Below are 15,605 nucleotides of genomic sequence, written 5' to 3'. Positions count from 1 at the left end.
TTGATATTAGTGTATGGCTAACGGCAATCTTAATTAAAAATATGAGAGTTTATTGTTGAATACTACATCATTAATTCCAGAAAAATACAGTGACGCTCTTGCCATTAGTGCCCCTCCATTAACTAGCTCGCAAATTTGTTCACTGAGTAATGAATTTCACCAGTGGCAAAAAGAACAATTCCCTGTTAGTGAGGTTACCTCGCTCGTTGCAGCAAGAGCCTTTTATGTCGACCTCATTTTAACCAAACTTTGGTGCCAGCATCATTTAGATGAATTTCAAATCAGTTTAGTTGCTGTTGGTGGTTATGGCCGGAAAGAGCTTCATCCCTACTCTGATGTTGATATTCTATTAATTACCCAAGATGTCATCGCTGATGACTTAGCCGATAAAATATCAGCCTTTATTACTCAACTTTGGGATGTAAAACTTGATATTGGCCATAGCGTTCGTAGTATTAAAGAATGTCTAAATCAAGCTATAGATGATGTTACCATCGCAACAAACTTACTTGAAATGCGACAAATTTGTGGTAATCAAGCCTTAGTAACTCAATTACAACCCTTGTTAATTGAAGACATCTTTTGGACTTCTGAAAAATTCTTTATTGCCAAACGTAATGAACAATACCTGCGCCATCAGCAATACCATGGTGCATCTTATACTCTTGAACCTAACCTCAAATCTAACCCTGGTGGTTTGCGTGATATTCAAACTATTGGTTGGGTTGCCAAACGCCACTTTATGGCTGATACCCTTGAGCAACTTATTGACCATCATTACTTAACCAGTAATGAATTTTTCGAGCTTTTAGAATGTCAAGATTACCTTTGGCGTATGCGTTGTGCATTGCACTTTATCGCCGGGCGTAATGAAAACCGCTTACTTTTCGATTATCAGGCCGATGTTGCTGAATTAATGGGTTTTGGTGATGGTGGCAAGCTCGCTATTGAGCGTATGATGAAACGCTTTTTCCGCATAATATCAAGAGTTTCAGAGCTTAATAGAATGCTATTACAGCATTTTGAATACGCTATTTTAAACGAAAAGAAACACAGTAAAGAAATCGTACTCAATGACGATTTTGTCATTATCGATGGTCAAATCAAGGTTTGTGATAAGCGGGTTTTTACCCGGTCTACCATGATCATGGAAATGTTTTTACTGATTGCTCAACATAAAGAAATTACTGATTTACACCCGGAAACTTTACGCTTGATGCGTAATGCCCGCCGCCGTCTAGTTTCAGGTATGATCGACTATGCACGCTGCCGCGAAATATTTATCGCGCTAATCAAGCACCCTCGCGGCTTAGGATTAGCATTTACCTTAATGCACCGACACTCTATTATTGGGGCCTATTTACCACTTTGGCGCAATATTGTCGGCCAAATGCAATTTGATTTATTTCATGCATACTCTGTCGACGAACATAGCTTTCGTTTATTGAAAAACTTGTATCGTTTTAGTCAAGTTGAACATAATAAAGAATACCCGTTGTGTAGCAAAATTGTCCAACGTGTACGAAAACCAGAACTGTTATATTTTGCCGGTATATTTCACGACATCGCCAAAGGTCGTGGTGGCGACCATGCTAAACTTGGCGCGATTGACGCGTTAGATTTTGCTAAAATCCATAAATTAGGTGATCACGATGGCCGAATGATCGCTTGGTTAGTAGAAAAACATTTATTAATGTCAGTTACCGCTCAGCGAAGAGATATCTCTGATCCGGAAGTTATTAAAACTTTCGCAGAAATTGTGCGTGATGAAGCTCACCTTGACTATTTGTATTGTTTAACGGTTGCCGACATGAGAGCAACCAACGAAAGTTTGTGGAATAGTTGGAAAGCTAACTTACTAGAAGATTTATATTACAGTACTAAGCGCGCCTTTAGACGTGGCCTTGAAAAGCCTGTCGATTTAAGAGCAAAGATTAGAGAGAATCAACAACAAGCCATAGCTATTTTAAAAGCTGAAACCATTGATCAAGAACGATTGAAACAATTGTGGAAAGAGTTTAAAGCGGATTACTTTTTACGCTATTCACCTGAACAGATTGCTTGGCACTTTAAACACATATTGGAACACAACAAAGATAAGCCTTTGGTCATTATTAGTCCAAAACCTTATCGTGGTGGTACAGAAGTGTTCGTTTATACGAAAGATAAACCCAATATATTTTACAATATTGTCTCATTACTGGGTGCGAAAAAGCTTTCAATTCATGATGCAAAAATCACGACCAATAAATCTGGCTATACGGCCAACACTTTTGTCGTGTTAGACAATCGCAATAAAGCCATTAATGATAGCGCTAGAGCCTTGAGTATAGCGCGTTCTTTAAGTGTTAAATTAGCCTCAAAGCAAATCAGAATAAAGCCAAAACCCTTGGCAAAAAGATTTCGACAATTTAAAGTACCAACGCATGTTAGCTATATTAAAGGGGCAGCAAAAAACCGTACTATGCTAGAAATTGTAGCTTTAGATCATCCCGGTTTATTAGCAAATATTGCCGCTATTTTTCAAAAATGTAATATCCAAATACATTCAGCTAAAATCACCACATTTGGTGAAAAAGCTGAAGATGTATTTACAATTTCAAACAATGATAATCAATCATTAACTGATGCGCAAAAAGCCTCATTAGAAGCTATGCTTTGCAATGATAGCCAGCGACAAATTTTACCAAATTAATATTAGGAATTATGATGTTAGAATTACAAACAATTATTGAGCAAGCGTTCGAAGATCGCATGAACATTAGCCCAGCCAATGTTTCCGTTGAAGTAAAACAAGCAGTATTGGATGCATTAGCAGCATTAAATAATGGTTCAGCTCGCGTAGCAGAAAAAATTGCCGGTGAATGGGTTGTTCACCAATGGCTTAAAAAGGCGGTATTACTCTCATTTAGAATTTGGGATAATGAAGTCATCGACGGAGCTGAAAGTAAATTTTTCGATAAAGTTCCGATGAAATACACTGATTATAGCCACGCTGATTTTGTTGCTGACGGTGTTAGAGTTGTGCCGGGTGCTTCTGTACGTACCGGTAGTTATATTGGTAAGAATGTTGTGATAATGCCAAGCTTTGTTAACATCGGTGCCTATGTAGATGAAGGCTGTATGGTTGATGGCTGGGCTACTGTCGGTTCTTGTGCCCAAATTGGTAAAAACGTACATTTATCTGGTGGTGTTGGTATTGGCGGTGTGCTTGAACCATTACAAGCGGGACCAACCATTATTGAAGACAACTGTTTTATTGGTGCCCGCTCAGAAATTGTGGAAGGCGTAGTCGTAGAAGAAGGTGCTGTAATTTCGATGGGTGTCTATATCGGTCAAAGTACCCGTATTTATGATAGAGAAACTGGCGAAGTTCATTATGGTCGAGTGCCTGCAGGCTCAGTAGTCGTGCCAGGTAACTTACCTTCTAAATGTGGCACCTATAGTTTATATGCTGCGATTATAGTTAAAAAAGTTGACGCTAAAACCCGTGCAAAAGTAGGTATTAATGCCTTGCTTCGCTCTGTTTCTGAAGAGTAATTAGCTAATTTTATAACAAAGCCACACAATTTTATTTAATAAATTATTGTGTGGCTTTGCAAAGTGCTATTTTTTTGACACATTACCTATCTCTTAAAATCACCAAAAAAATTTGTAATATATCTCAATAAATATAAGAGTCCCGAAATTTTATATCCAATATTAAAGCAATAAAATCAAACTTAAAATCATAAAGTTAACAAAAAACCTCCCTTAGAAAAAACATCCTACACTGAGTCAAAATTACAATTGGCATAACCTTTGCGATAGTGATAATTAGTATTCTTAAACACCACAAACTTTATGAAAAAATTATCCATATTGATCGCTATTTTAATTGTTACATTATTATCGGCTTGTAATACTACACCGAAATTAGTCGTTGCGAAAAAGCCACTTATATCAGACCATTATTTAATGCTGAGTTTGTTAAACCGTGGAATGACACAAGATCAACAAATGATGTTAGCTTTTGCAGCACATCGTGCAAGTTATCAAAGCCCATACTTTGTCAATGCGGTCGAAATTAGAGGGCCAAAAAACAACGCATACAATGACAGTATAAAAAGTGAATACACAACAAAAAGACCCACTCACAGTTATAGTAAATTAATTGCTCAAGATTTTAACTCTGTGCAAATTAGTGGCCCAAATTAATTCAACGGGGATAACTTCGAAGATACAAAATTTACAGGGTATTAAACGTGTTTAGTGTTACCAATCAAATTCACTGAATACTTGCTGCCATTGTGAATCAAATTCTGCTTCAATCGTCACCGGCTGCGCTGTAACAGGATGCAGAAAACTGACTTGTTTAGCTATCAGCATTAAACGCTTAAAACCGAAGTGTTCACCAAAAAATGGATTTTGCTTATTATCACCATAATTTATATCGCCGATTATAGGGTGGTGTAAATGCGCGAGGTGACGCCTAATTTGATGGCGACGCCCAGTTTGAGGCTGACATTTAATTAACGAATAACGCACACTTGAATATTTACCTAATGGCAGCGGTAATGACGCTATGGCAACCGACTGGTAATTAGTGCTCGCACTTTGTGCTTCTTTGTCACGACTAACATTTTTATCCCCTAAATCATCAAGTTTTTCTTTTAACGGATAGTCAATTAGACCTTCACCTAACAAATGTCCTCGTGTTAACGCATAGTAGGTTTTTTGTATTTTTCTCTCGCTAAAAGCCAGACCCATTGTACGCGCAACCTCTTGGGTTAAAGCAAAGAGCAAAACACCTGATGTTGGCCTATCAAGTCTATGTAGAGGATAAACATATTGGCCAATTTGATCGCGAAGAAGCTGTAAGGCAAAGTAAATTTCATCTTTGTCCATAAAGCTACGATGGACAAAAAGACCTGCGGGTTTATCAACCGCGACTAGGTACTCATCTTGATATAAAATTTTTAATACAGGTTTTTCAACAATTACCGTACCGGCATTTTTAATTGTCATGCTAGTGTATTCTTCTCATATTAGTGAATATCATTAGCTATCCTTTAGCGTCAGCCATTAATATTCATTGTTGTAAATGTTATAACTCATACATTGATACTATTCCTGTTATTACAATTAAGTATCAATGTCTTATATCAATGTCTTATCATAAGTGCTTGTACAAGATTTGTAATTATACAGTACTTGCTAGCGGTGATTAAACATCAAGGGTTCACTACAAAAAACATTAGAAAAGCGCCCTCTGTTAATTGGTATAAATGATTAACGGTGGAGTTAAAACGCTATTATCTCTATAATAATGCGTCTAAACAACGGATACTTAATTCTAGCAACTTTTAATGGCAACAGTATTATTCTATGAGTAAATCTTCGGAAACTATTTCTTCAATATCAGCATTACTGAACTTATCTGACTCTCAATACCGTATTTTCGATATTGGTCGTCGTGTAGATAAAATATCAAAAGAACAATTTGAAAAAATTGAAGCGGCCGAGCTTCCCTACCCATTTCCTACCCAAGGTCATGCACTGCTTGCTATCGCATTTTGGCAAAAACGAGCATCTAGCCCTTACTTATGGTTTATCAAACTTCCATTAGACGAGCGTGGCTTATTAAACCAAGGTGCCAGAAATCATTTTATTGCTATTATTATTGAAGCACTAGGTGAAAATCTCACGGTAAATCCAACCGAACAACAAGAGGCGTTACTTAAGAAAAACCCTTATCACTTTACACCCGCGCAGTACAAATTAGCCGCAGTAAATAGTGTTGTATCAACATCACTTAAACAAGCTGCCAGCAAGTTTTATGCACCTGCACAAAGTTACTTGTCGGGGGTGAACGGATGGGATGCTTGGCAAGAGATTGGCGTGCAAGGTTTATCCGACTTTTCTTTTCGATTAAATGAAGCAAACAATAGCGAAATTTTAGTTAAGGCTATTAATTCTGTGCCTGAACAAGTACTAGTACCATTATGTTCAGCGCTTGAAAACATGACTTTACCAGCAGAAGTTATAGAACAAATAATAACACGGTATCAACAAGATAAAGTTAATAAAAATAACACCGCTACAGTTGCATTGTTACGTGCACTTGCATCAAGTACACAACACCCCTTTAGTCAGAAATTCCTCATTACATTAATCAAAGATAATGCCCTAGAAGATGAAATTCTTATTATTATAGCGGGTCGTTTATGGTCAGTATTAAATGATGAAGATATTCTTTTTGTCTACTTAGAGCAGTTGATAAAAGATAATGATTACGAGTTATTTTCGGCAATATTTAAAGATTTAGTTGCAATACCAATGATACGCCCCGTAATATTGCAAGCCATTCGTTCTCCAAAACGCAGCCCAAGTTTGGCAAAAGCCATTGGCATACTTTTTAAACAATAGGCATTCCCATGGAAAATATTTACTATTTACTTTTTATAGGGCTACTCTTCTGGTATTTCGTATATTTGCGAAAAGTTGCTGAGTACGCTCGCTCCCATGCTGATAGTTATTGTAAACAAGAGAATTTACAGTTTTTGGCGATAGGTCGCCTATCAAGTCGGTTTAGATTTTCAAAGCGCTTTGGACCCCACTGGATCAGTGACTTCGATTTTGAATTTAGTGGTGATGGCGAATCTACATATCATGGCACAATGACATTACGTGGTTACAAACTTGATAATATCGACACGCCTCCATACCGAGTGTGAAAATAAACTAGCAGACATAAAAAAAGCGACGTAATGTCGCTTTTTCATTTTAATTATCCCTTTGATTTATGAAATATCATTACTAACACAAATTTCATAAAATTAGTCTCCTACTTTAAGTGTAGAAATAGCGAATCATTAATGTAGTATTTGATTATTTTAATCAGTAACAATGAGCAGATAATAAGTAATATTGGGATTAAACTCTATAGTTTTACGATGACCATAAAAATGCGGTTCATTAACCGATAAATGGCTATATATGAATAAACAAATCTCTTAGATAGACTGACTTTACAGGAAAAATTGGTTACCCTTGCCCATTCTCATTGGATTTTTATTCTCATATTTTTAAAACTAGTATCCAATTCGATACAACCAACTGATTTCCGGAGGTTTTGTGCAACTTATCAAGTCACTATTTTGCTGGCACGGTTTTGATAACCGACCACGTTTTACTGTAATTAATTTTTCAATCGTTCTTGCTTTTATTATGCTCAATGAGAGCTTTACTGACTTTAAAGTAGGCACTATTTCCATACTACTATTATGCTCATCCATATCTTTAGCAACGGCTAGACGCCGACTCAATGATGCAAAATTTCATAGCAATTTACTCCTAGCCCCTGCAGGCAGCTTTTTAGTAACAGGCTTAATTATTATTTTTACCGGGCTTACCAGTGCCTATTGGTTATTATTAATTCCTTTTTTCTTCGCATTATTGTTATTAACTTATCCAGGTAAAAACCAAAACAGCTATATTCTAGGTTATAACGGTCCAGTTAATTTATCGGATTTTCAACAAGAGCAAAAAACTAGTGCTCAGAATAGTAAACGTGTTGAACCGACAATGAATGGCATTAATGTTAATCAACCATCAGTATTTAAAAGTCAGCCTACAAGTTTTACTGATAACGTTGAGCATGTAACTTCAACTAATGCAGCAAACCAGGTTAGCGCGAATGCACAACATAAACTCGAGCTTGGCGAATCAATTCGATTAGCACTTTTTAATACAAAATATGCTCGAATCACTGTCTCAGTTTTTAGTTTATTATTGGTATTAGCTTTGGCACTTCCTTTTATGTTTTCTAGTCCAACGCCAATAACTCCAGAAAATGAGAAAATAAGCGAAGCATCAGAAGCAAAAGCAAAAGCAAGCTTTCAACATAAACTAACACTACAAGACAACTTTTCCATCATGATAGCCGCTGAAAACGCGATTGTTATCCACTGGCCAGCCAATGTATTAGATAATCAAGACACATGGACCCTAGGTACTGCTCAGGGCGATAAAAGCTGTCAAGAGATTGCATTTAATAAAGAAGCTGCCATTAGAACCTATCGTGTTAGCGCAATAGATAGTGGTTTTTATGCCTACTTTTCGCCATTAGACACGAAAGCATTAATTAAAAATATCGCTTTTAAAAACAACTTCTCTCTTTGCGGCTACAGCTTTTCACTAAAAGGTAGCCAAGCAACCTTAGGAAAATCAGCTTTTTATGCCAATTTAATTGATTATTGATCAAACACGTCTAATGGTAATAAATTAACTGACAAGGCCAACGTTATACGCTGGGGAAACAAACAGTATAAATGTTTAGAAATTAATGAGATTGGTAGTACATATACAACGCTGTAGTTAGTTGCTTTAAACAGTTGAGAAGCACTGACGATTATTGCGATGAGTATATTCATCCAGGCATTTTTAGGGGGGAGTTTAGCAAATTTTAGGCAAAAAAAAGCGGTTCAAAGAACCGCATTTCTATAACTAGCTTATGTGCATCCTGCATAACTATATAATGATCCCGTTTCATCCATAAAGAGCTGTCCCTAGCCTTTCCTAGCAAACCATTTGCTGTCCACATTATCCATAAAAGTAACTATCCTAGTTACATCAATTGTCTATATTCATCATCCTGACGATCATTCCGTGACAATTTTTTCCTTCTATCCTTGCGAGACATCCAATCTCTTTGCTAACCTAAGCATCCTGTTGGTATATCCATACCGTTATTCGTAATCCCTTTGTCTTCCTGACAGGTATAATAGTAGACTAAATGCAAACTTTTCAAAGCAGGTGATTTTTAATAATTTAAGTATAAAAAACGCCCCAACAAACAATTTAAAAATAAAAAGTTATAAAACAATGACTTAAATTATTCATGAGGATATATACATACATCTAAAACATTATCTCTCACAACAATGTAAGATATGTCTTACATTGTTTGGGTGCATTTAGGCAATTATAAAATTAGTTAGAAAGTGTTATTCGAAGTAGTGTTTGGTTGGTGTTTACCATCAACACTAAATTTGACGAAATAATATAATATTGTTGCTAGATTAATGACCCACTGTTTTTGAAAAGACGTTAATAATTATTACACCTAATATAATTAAAAACATACCTATTAACGCTGGAAAGTCTGGAGTTTCTTCATATAAAACAGCACTAATGGCTGCAATTAAGACAATTCCCATCCCTGCCCATATAGCATAAGCAACACCTATGGGCACAGTTTTGAGGACTAAGGACAGAAAATAGAATGCTGCAGCATAACCAATAACACAAACGGTACTAGAAGTAGCATGAGAAAAACCATCTGACTCTTTAAGCGCCATTGTCGCTATAACTTCAGAACCAATTGCTAACGCTAAATACCAGTAACCCATAATCATTCCCTTGAAATAATAAATATTATAAAAGGATAATTATATACTAGTGTAATGTTACTTTACTGCAGAAAATTGAGCTGAAACGGCTAATGATTAATTTTCGGCTGTTTCTCGATAATAAACCATCAAAGAACCCGATACATTACCCACCGCAACCTCTTTAATGAACTGATAGTTCACATCTTTAAAGAAGGCTTTATATTTTTTACTCGTAGCATAAACAGCAACACCTTCACTATCTTTATGTTCTGCCAAAATAGAATTTACGGCCGCCATTAAATAATGGCCAAAACCATGATGTTGATGTAAAGGGTGTATAGCAATAAAAGATAACATATGAAATTTTTTCAATGGGACCGACGTTAAAACAACCTTTTCTTTTTCGATCATTTGTTTCGTACTAAAATACCCTGCACCCAGCAACATTTTCAGGCGCCAATGCCAAAATCGCTCAGATGAAACACCTTCTTCGGGGTCATTCAAACATGCAACGCCCACTATCGTTTCACCTAAGTACAAACCTACCATTGGCTGTTTTGCTTGCCAAAAAGCATTTAGCTCTTCACGAATAGCTGCACGTAGACGTTGTTCGTAATCACTTTTATCAGATGCAAATATTTCAAGAAATACCGGATCGTCATGATAAGCTTGGTATAACAACGATGCGGCTAATTTCAAGTCTTGAGCTGATAGATAAGCGGCTTTTATCTCGACATTACTTTTGCCAATGACTTCTGATGACATGTAGAGTCCCTCATAGATGGTACGATTTTTTGTTATTTTTATCGGTTCACCATATCAGGATAGTTGAAATCAGGTCAAATTATATTCCCATACAGTGGTATGGCCCTCGACGGGAGTCATAATTATATAACCTTAAATAACTTAAATTATTGTTATTTTGTCAATTTAAGGAGGCGCACTCCTAATGCTAATAGCGCTCCAAGCAACAACCAAATTCCACCCCCTGAGTGTTCTTCGTAGTATTCAACCTCTACATATTCGACTTCAATGTATTCAGGATCAAAGTCACTACTTTCTAATGGTAATGCATAAAGTTCGTTACTGTCATTTGAACTGTAAGTAGCCACCACCTCACTATAACCGACTTCATACAAGTCAATTAACACGTCGTAATAGTCAGGTACATAACCAGAATCTAGTTTCGTGACCACCTCGAATTCATCGTCTGTATATTCCCCCGTTATAACAAAATCGTCAGTAGAGAAATACAATACCCACGGGCCACCATTTTGACTTAGGTATAAGTCGGCAAAAACAACCGCTTGTTCATTAGCCATTGGTGATAATAAATCCGCATCGAAGGCAACGCTAAATGTCTGATAATAGCCATCTTCGTCAATATCCGTGATAAGTTGACTATAGCCGGTGTAAATTGAAAAGCTGTGATAAAAATTAGAACTATAAACAACACTTTGGCTTGAAGATGATGTTGAAGGTGTTGACGCAAGGTCTTTTGCTTTTTGTTGGCGAGCAAGTGTTACCTCAGTTCTATTCATACCTTTAAATGCTAGGGTCCGATGGGATTTACCCTCTGATTTTGCGGAATCAATATTGCTTTTTGTCCCACCAACAGAGCGACTTACCTGTTCAATTTGTGTCGATGTTTGGGCAAATGATAATTGGCTTACTAAAAGTAATGTCGCTGTTAAGTTGATGGTTAACTTTTTATTAAAAGTTTTATTGAATAGTGTATTAAACATAATGACAGCCTTTAAATTGGGTATGACTGTCATTTAACCAGAGTTATTCTGAACCGAAGCTGAACAATGCTTACTTGATATATAGCTAATCGCATTAGCTTTGCCCTTTAATTATATTAAAACTGCCGATTTATAATATTCATACTAGCCGCTTAATATCATCTACTTTGAACACCTAACAACCTTGATATTTAACTTCAACTTTCAATAGTAAATACTAGTTTATATAGGAAAGCAGACGTTACGACTTATCTTTATAATGGCAAGTGATCCGACATTGCGGACATCAGCAAGCAGAGTGATATTTGGACTTTGGATCAAGGTTACCTTTATGTGCGATTCAGAACCTAACGGTCTGTTTATCGCTCTGCCCTTGCAGGTGGTGCAAAATCTCTTGGTGTATAGATTAGCTCTAGTAGCACAAGAACACTATAAGCCTTTGTATTACTGCAGAAAAACCTCAAGCAAACCGTCTATTACTCTTGTACTCCTAAATATTAAAAATAGAGACCTAAATGGCACTATTACTAATTTTTTGGCCTTTTATTTGTAATAGCAAGTCGTGCGAGTGCATTTGTATTATCTAGTCAGGAATATACTGATGTTTAATTTATAGCGTAAGATCCAATACTGATTAATTGACGTATGTACTTTGGATACTGTATCTAGGTCATTAGCCAATAATTTTACGATATTAAATTTTTACTATCGCAAAGGTTAGCGTTTGAGTGGAAAGCACTTCTTATATATCTGTTTAAGTGTCAAAATGCCGGCTATTGTTCAATGCACTAACAATGACTGTTACTATTTAGACTTACGAAACCAATTACAATCTAGTGCGCCATATAAAAAGCATGAGGGTATTTATGTTAATTAACACCATCACCAACGTCTGTAAGGCCGTCGTTATTCCTTTGCTGCTAGGATTTCCTATCGCTGTAATCGCTTACCGAATGGAATTATGGCCGATGGGAGTGTCTTTTAAAATTATTAAATATACAGGTTATGCCAGTATCGCTGTATTAGCCGTGTCGATATTGATTGGGCTTTTTACTCTCTTTAAAAAACAATATCCGTTGGCAAAACGTTGTGCCTTTATTGCGATACTATCTGCGATACCTGCTATAGGTTTGTCGATGCAAGCGTCTAAAGCGAAATCACTACCTTTTCTACATCAAGTGACTACTGATACGGTTAATTTACCTAAATTTAACGCCATTATAGCGCTGCGTGGTGACAACAGTAATCCGTTAGCCTATGACCAAGAAAAACTTGCTCCGCTACAATTGGCTGCATACCCAAAATTAAAGCCGATACTCAGTCAATTAGATAAAGACCAAGCGTTTGCTAAAGCCCTTGAAGTTGCATTAAGTTTAGGTTGGGAAGTTGTCGCTAAAAATGAACAACAAGGCATTATTGAAGCGGTTGATACTTCGGCACTGTGGGCATTTAAAGATGATATTGCTATTCGTGTTCAAGCGCTGGGCGTAAGTAGTAAAATAGATTTGCGTTCAATTTCGCGTATTGGCGGTACAGATCTTGGTGCTAATGCAGCTCGTGTCGAAAAATTTATCACGACTTTCTCTGACAAGTAAGTATCAACGGGGTCAGGTTCGTTGAAACGTCGCAATATTAAGGTTTTAGATATCAGCCAGAGAGAGCACAAGTCTATCAACCAGCTCATCATCTGACGACTGATAATCAACGGGGTCAGGTTCGTTGAAACGTCACAATATTAAGATTTTAGATATCAGCCAGAGCACAAGTCTATCAACCAGCTCATCATCTGACGACTGATATCTAAAAGGCCTTTAATGTGGAAATTAAAATCTAATTTTATGGTTTGGCTAGATGCCATTGGGTGCCACTGATTGTAAATATTTTCCAATTTATGTCCCAAGCATCTTTCAAACAGCCATTCATATTTTTATGGACATTATATGTTCATAAAGCATTCAGCTTGGTTATTTTAAAATAACGGATACTTGGATTACAGCAATCATTATTTTACACTGTCTAATAAGGTAATTTTGAGAAGGTACTTAAATGAAGAAACAATTATTTATTCTAAGCGTAATAGCTTTATTAATAGCAGCCCCGGTGTTTGCTACGATTGAGGCTGCACCCAATAGTATGATGATTGTAAAGACTAAATATGGTCAGGCTAGTAACACTAAATCAATCAGTGCTCAACAAGCAGCCCGTATAGTTAAAAATAAATTTGGCGGTAAGGTACTAAAGGTTAACAATAGTGGTTCTAAAAAAAATCCAAGCTATCGAGTGAAATTACTTAAAGACAATGGTCATGTGATCTCAGTCAATGTTGACGCCCAAACAGGCCGAATATCAGGATAATAAGCAATGAGAATATTACTCGTCGAAGATGATAAAAACCTGCAAGCACACGTTAAAGAACATTTGATTACCTCTAAATATAGTGTTGATGTTGCAGGTGATGGTGAGTCTGGATTATTTCAAGGTCAAGAGTTCCCTTACGATGCTGCTATTATTGATTTAGGTCTACCAAAGCTTGATGGTGTAAGCGTTATTAAATCCTTACGTGAACAGGGCTTTACATTCCCTATATTAATATTAACGGCGCGAGGTAGTTGGCAAGATAAAGTTTCAGGATTAGACGCAGGTGCTGATGACTATTTAACTAAACCTTTTCATATTGAAGAACTACTCGCGAGATTAAATGCATTAATTCGACGTAGTGCAGGACAAGCGAGTCCGTTGATCGAAAATGGCCCCTTTACGATTAACACCTCAAGTATGCAAGTTAGCGTTGATGAAAAAACGATTTCTCTAAGTAGTTATGAGTACAAACTATTTGAGTACTTGATGCACCATTTAGGTGAAGTAAAGTCTAAAGCTCAGCTTACTGAACATATATATGATCAAGACTTCGACTTGGACTCAAACGTTATTGAAGTTTTTATTCGACGATTAAGAAAGAAACTTGATCCCGAAAATAAATATCAGTTTATTGAGACTTTGCGAGGCCAAGGCTACTTATTAAAAGACTTTTCTAACCTTAATTTAGGCTGATTTAACTAGAAAAGTAGGTAAATAATTTAAACATATAAAAGGCAATCTTAGTTGTTTAATTCACTGAAAAAATCCTTGAACTCATTAAAAACAAGAGTGCTATTTAGTGCTTTACTGATGATTTTCATCTTATTACCTATCGTCGGATTAATCATCAGTAATGCCTATGAAAAACATATGGTGGCGAGTTTGAAAAATGAACTTTCTGCTTATTCTTACTCTATTTTAGCGATTATTGAAGTTGAAAATAACCTGCTTATCATGCCAGATCAGCTATTGGAGACCCAATTTAATGTCAGCCAGTCAGGCTTATATGCGGTACTAACTTCTAGCTCAACGACAATTCAAAACAACACAGCAGAAAAGCCTTCTACTAAATCAATCAAGCTTTGGAGTTCTCAATCACTACTTGCGCCTTGGCAAACAACAAGCTTTCAACAACCCCTGTTAGGAGCAAATGCATTTTACCAAGCTGAGATTGATGACCAGGCACATTATGTCTACAGCTTAAGTGTCAGTTATGGCAATGAAGAGCAGCCTTTTCCCATGACATTACATATTATAAAGCAGCAAAAAGATTTAACTCAAATGATGGCAGAGTTTCATCGTCAACTTATGTTAGGTTTAGCTGGCTTAATGTTAATACTTTTGATGATTCAGTACCTCTGGTCAATATGGACTTTAAAGCCTTTAAAAAATTTAAAAACCGAACTTAGCGATGTAGAACAGGGTAAAAGCGAGCGACTTACGGGGACTTATCCAACCGAGCTAAATCAAGTGACCGAGCAGTTGAACTTGTTACTAAGTGCTGAACAAAAACAGCGTCAACGCTATCGAAATGCCCTTTCTGATCTTGCTCACAGCTTGAAAACTCCGTTAGCGGTTATGCAAACTCAAAAAGAGCTATCAGTATTAACACAAGAACAACTCAGTATAATTAATGTGATCATTGAACACCAGCTTCGTAAAGCACAAAGTGCGGGGCAATCATCATGGTATTTAGGCACAGCGGTCGAGCCCATAGCAAATAAATTAATCAATAGTTTGACTAAAATATATCGAGACAAATCACTAAAGTTTACCGTCAACATTCAACATGAATGCAATTTTAAAGGTGATGAATCCGATCTGTTAGAAATCCTGGGTAACTTATTAGACAATGCCTGTAAAGCGGCTATAAAAGAAGTTCAACTTGAAATAAAACTCTCTGTAAATAGCATGACTATTATTATTCAAGATGATGGTGTAGGCATAGCCCCCGCCGTTAGAGAAGATATATTACAACGTGGAACTCGAGCAGACACTTATCAACATGGTCATGGCATAGGCTTGGCCATCGTGCGTGATTTGGTAAAAAGTTACCAAGGCAGTATGCACATCGGATCGTCAGAACAACTAAAAGGCGCAAAATTTACCCTTAACTTTCCCCTATAAA

14 protein-coding genes are annotated in these 15,605 nt (G+C 36.6%); 10 read left to right on the top strand and 4 right to left on the bottom strand.

Going from position 1 to position 15,605, the window contains the following annotated elements:
- The first annotated feature begins 55 nt into the window (after window positions 1–55).
- The 3 genes from glnD (at window position 56) to B5D82_RS16260 (ending at window position 4,197) form a co-directional block, all read left to right on the top strand.
- A complete protein-coding gene (gene glnD, locus B5D82_RS16270; protein WP_245807494.1) occupies window positions 56–2,695 on the top strand; it encodes a [protein-PII] uridylyltransferase in 2,640 nt (879 codons plus the stop codon).
- A 14-nt stretch (window positions 2,696–2,709) separates the two neighbouring features.
- On the top strand, window positions 2,710–3,540 hold the full coding sequence (dapD, locus tag B5D82_RS16265) for a 2,3,4,5-tetrahydropyridine-2,6-dicarboxylate N-succinyltransferase (protein ID WP_081153002.1): 831 nt from the start codon (window positions 2,710–2,712) through the stop codon (window positions 3,538–3,540).
- Window positions 3,541–3,843: 303 nt separating this feature from the next.
- Window positions 3,844–4,197 (top strand): hypothetical protein, encoded by a 354-nt coding sequence (locus B5D82_RS16260; RefSeq protein ID WP_081153001.1) that lies wholly within the window; start codon window positions 3,844–3,846, stop codon window positions 4,195–4,197.
- Between the two features lie 57 nt (window positions 4,198–4,254).
- Here B5D82_RS16260 and truC read toward each other — a convergent pair whose 3' ends face one another.
- Window positions 4,255–5,007: a tRNA pseudouridine(65) synthase TruC gene (truC, locus tag B5D82_RS16255; protein WP_081152999.1), complete on the bottom strand. Its 753-nt coding sequence runs from the start codon at window positions 5,005–5,007 to the stop codon at window positions 4,255–4,257.
- 360 nt (window positions 5,008–5,367) lie between these two features.
- On the opposite strand from truC, the gene B5D82_RS16250 reads away from it, so the two are divergent.
- The 3 genes from B5D82_RS16250 to B5D82_RS16240 all read left to right on the top strand — a co-directional run bounded on the left by B5D82_RS16250 (window position 5,368) and on the right by B5D82_RS16240 (window position 8,241).
- Window positions 5,368–6,408, top strand: coding sequence for a DUF3549 family protein (locus tag B5D82_RS16250; RefSeq protein ID WP_081152998.1), 1,041 nt, complete (start codon window positions 5,368–5,370; stop codon window positions 6,406–6,408).
- Between the two features lie 8 nt (window positions 6,409–6,416).
- Window positions 6,417–6,716, top strand: coding sequence for a DUF3301 domain-containing protein (locus tag B5D82_RS16245; RefSeq protein WP_081152996.1), 300 nt, complete (start codon window positions 6,417–6,419; stop codon window positions 6,714–6,716).
- A 400-nt stretch (window positions 6,717–7,116) separates the two neighbouring features.
- Window positions 7,117–8,241, top strand: coding sequence for a hypothetical protein (locus B5D82_RS16240; RefSeq protein WP_081152995.1), 1,125 nt, complete (start codon window positions 7,117–7,119; stop codon window positions 8,239–8,241).
- Between the two features lie 821 nt (window positions 8,242–9,062).
- Here the strand turns inward: B5D82_RS16240 and B5D82_RS16235 are convergent.
- From B5D82_RS16235 to B5D82_RS16225, 3 genes are all read right to left on the bottom strand, one after another.
- Window positions 9,063–9,398, bottom strand: coding sequence for a DMT family transporter (locus tag B5D82_RS16235; RefSeq protein ID WP_425429867.1), 336 nt, complete (start codon window positions 9,396–9,398; stop codon window positions 9,063–9,065).
- A 90-nt stretch (window positions 9,399–9,488) separates the two neighbouring features.
- Complete coding sequence (locus B5D82_RS16230; protein WP_081152991.1) at window positions 9,489–10,139, bottom strand: GNAT family N-acetyltransferase; 651 nt, start codon at window positions 10,137–10,139, stop codon at window positions 9,489–9,491.
- Window positions 10,140–10,291: 152 nt separating this feature from the next.
- Entirely contained in the window at window positions 10,292–11,119 is an 828-nt protein-coding gene (locus tag B5D82_RS16225) for a choice-of-anchor H family protein (protein ID WP_081152990.1), read from the bottom strand.
- A gap of 866 nt (window positions 11,120–11,985) precedes the next feature.
- On the opposite strand from B5D82_RS16225, the gene B5D82_RS16215 reads away from it, so the two are divergent.
- The 4 genes from B5D82_RS16215 to B5D82_RS16200 all read left to right on the top strand — a co-directional run bounded on the left by B5D82_RS16215 (window position 11,986) and on the right by B5D82_RS16200 (window position 15,604).
- Window positions 11,986–12,714 carry a DUF1499 domain-containing protein gene (locus B5D82_RS16215; RefSeq protein WP_157673921.1) on the top strand — a complete coding sequence of 243 codons (729 nt, stop codon included), beginning with the start codon at window positions 11,986–11,988 and terminating at the stop codon, window positions 12,712–12,714.
- A 451-nt stretch (window positions 12,715–13,165) separates the two neighbouring features.
- Complete coding sequence (locus B5D82_RS16210) at window positions 13,166–13,474, top strand: PepSY domain-containing protein (RefSeq protein ID WP_245807493.1); 309 nt, start codon at window positions 13,166–13,168, stop codon at window positions 13,472–13,474.
- 6 nt (window positions 13,475–13,480) lie between these two features.
- A complete protein-coding gene (locus B5D82_RS16205) occupies window positions 13,481–14,170 on the top strand; it encodes a response regulator transcription factor (RefSeq protein WP_081152985.1) in 690 nt (229 codons plus the stop codon).
- A 51-nt stretch (window positions 14,171–14,221) separates the two neighbouring features.
- Complete coding sequence (locus tag B5D82_RS16200) at window positions 14,222–15,604, top strand: ATP-binding protein (RefSeq protein ID WP_245807492.1); 1,383 nt, start codon at window positions 14,222–14,224, stop codon at window positions 15,602–15,604.
- Window position 15,605 lies beyond the last annotated feature (1 nt).

Source organism: Cognaticolwellia beringensis, assembly GCF_002076895.1.
GTDB classification, from domain to species: Bacteria; Pseudomonadota; Gammaproteobacteria; order Enterobacterales; family Alteromonadaceae; genus Cognaticolwellia; species Cognaticolwellia beringensis.
The sequence above is the reverse complement of the archived record's forward strand: the minus strand, read 5'-3'. Positions and strand labels throughout refer to the sequence as shown.

What these genes read in the sequence shown, in the direction of transcription:
- dapD (WP_081153002.1), top strand. Translation starts at nt 2,710, where the DNA reads ATGTTAGAATTACAAACAATTATTGAGCAAGCGTTCGAAGATCGCATG.
- B5D82_RS16260 (WP_081153001.1), top strand. Translation starts at nt 3,844, where the DNA reads ATGAAAAAATTATCCATATTGATCGCTATTTTAATTGTTACATTATTA.
- truC (WP_081152999.1), bottom strand. Translation starts at nt 5,007, where the DNA reads ATGACAATTAAAAATGCCGGTACGGTAATTGTTGAAAAACCTGTATTA.
- B5D82_RS16250 (WP_081152998.1), top strand. Translation starts at nt 5,368, where the DNA reads ATGAGTAAATCTTCGGAAACTATTTCTTCAATATCAGCATTACTGAAC.
- B5D82_RS16245 (WP_081152996.1), top strand. Translation starts at nt 6,417, where the DNA reads ATGGAAAATATTTACTATTTACTTTTTATAGGGCTACTCTTCTGGTAT.
- B5D82_RS16235 (WP_425429867.1), bottom strand. Translation starts at nt 9,398, where the DNA reads ATGATTATGGGTTACTGGTATTTAGCGTTAGCAATTGGTTCTGAAGTT.
- B5D82_RS16230 (WP_081152991.1), bottom strand. Translation starts at nt 10,139, where the DNA reads ATGTCATCAGAAGTCATTGGCAAAAGTAATGTCGAGATAAAAGCCGCT.
- B5D82_RS16225 (WP_081152990.1), bottom strand. Translation starts at nt 11,119, where the DNA reads ATGTTTAATACACTATTCAATAAAACTTTTAATAAAAAGTTAACCATC.
- B5D82_RS16215 (WP_157673921.1), top strand. Translation starts at nt 11,986, where the DNA reads ATGTTAATTAACACCATCACCAACGTCTGTAAGGCCGTCGTTATTCCT.
- B5D82_RS16210 (WP_245807493.1), top strand. Translation starts at nt 13,166, where the DNA reads ATGAAGAAACAATTATTTATTCTAAGCGTAATAGCTTTATTAATAGCA.
- B5D82_RS16205 (WP_081152985.1), top strand. Translation starts at nt 13,481, where the DNA reads ATGAGAATATTACTCGTCGAAGATGATAAAAACCTGCAAGCACACGTT.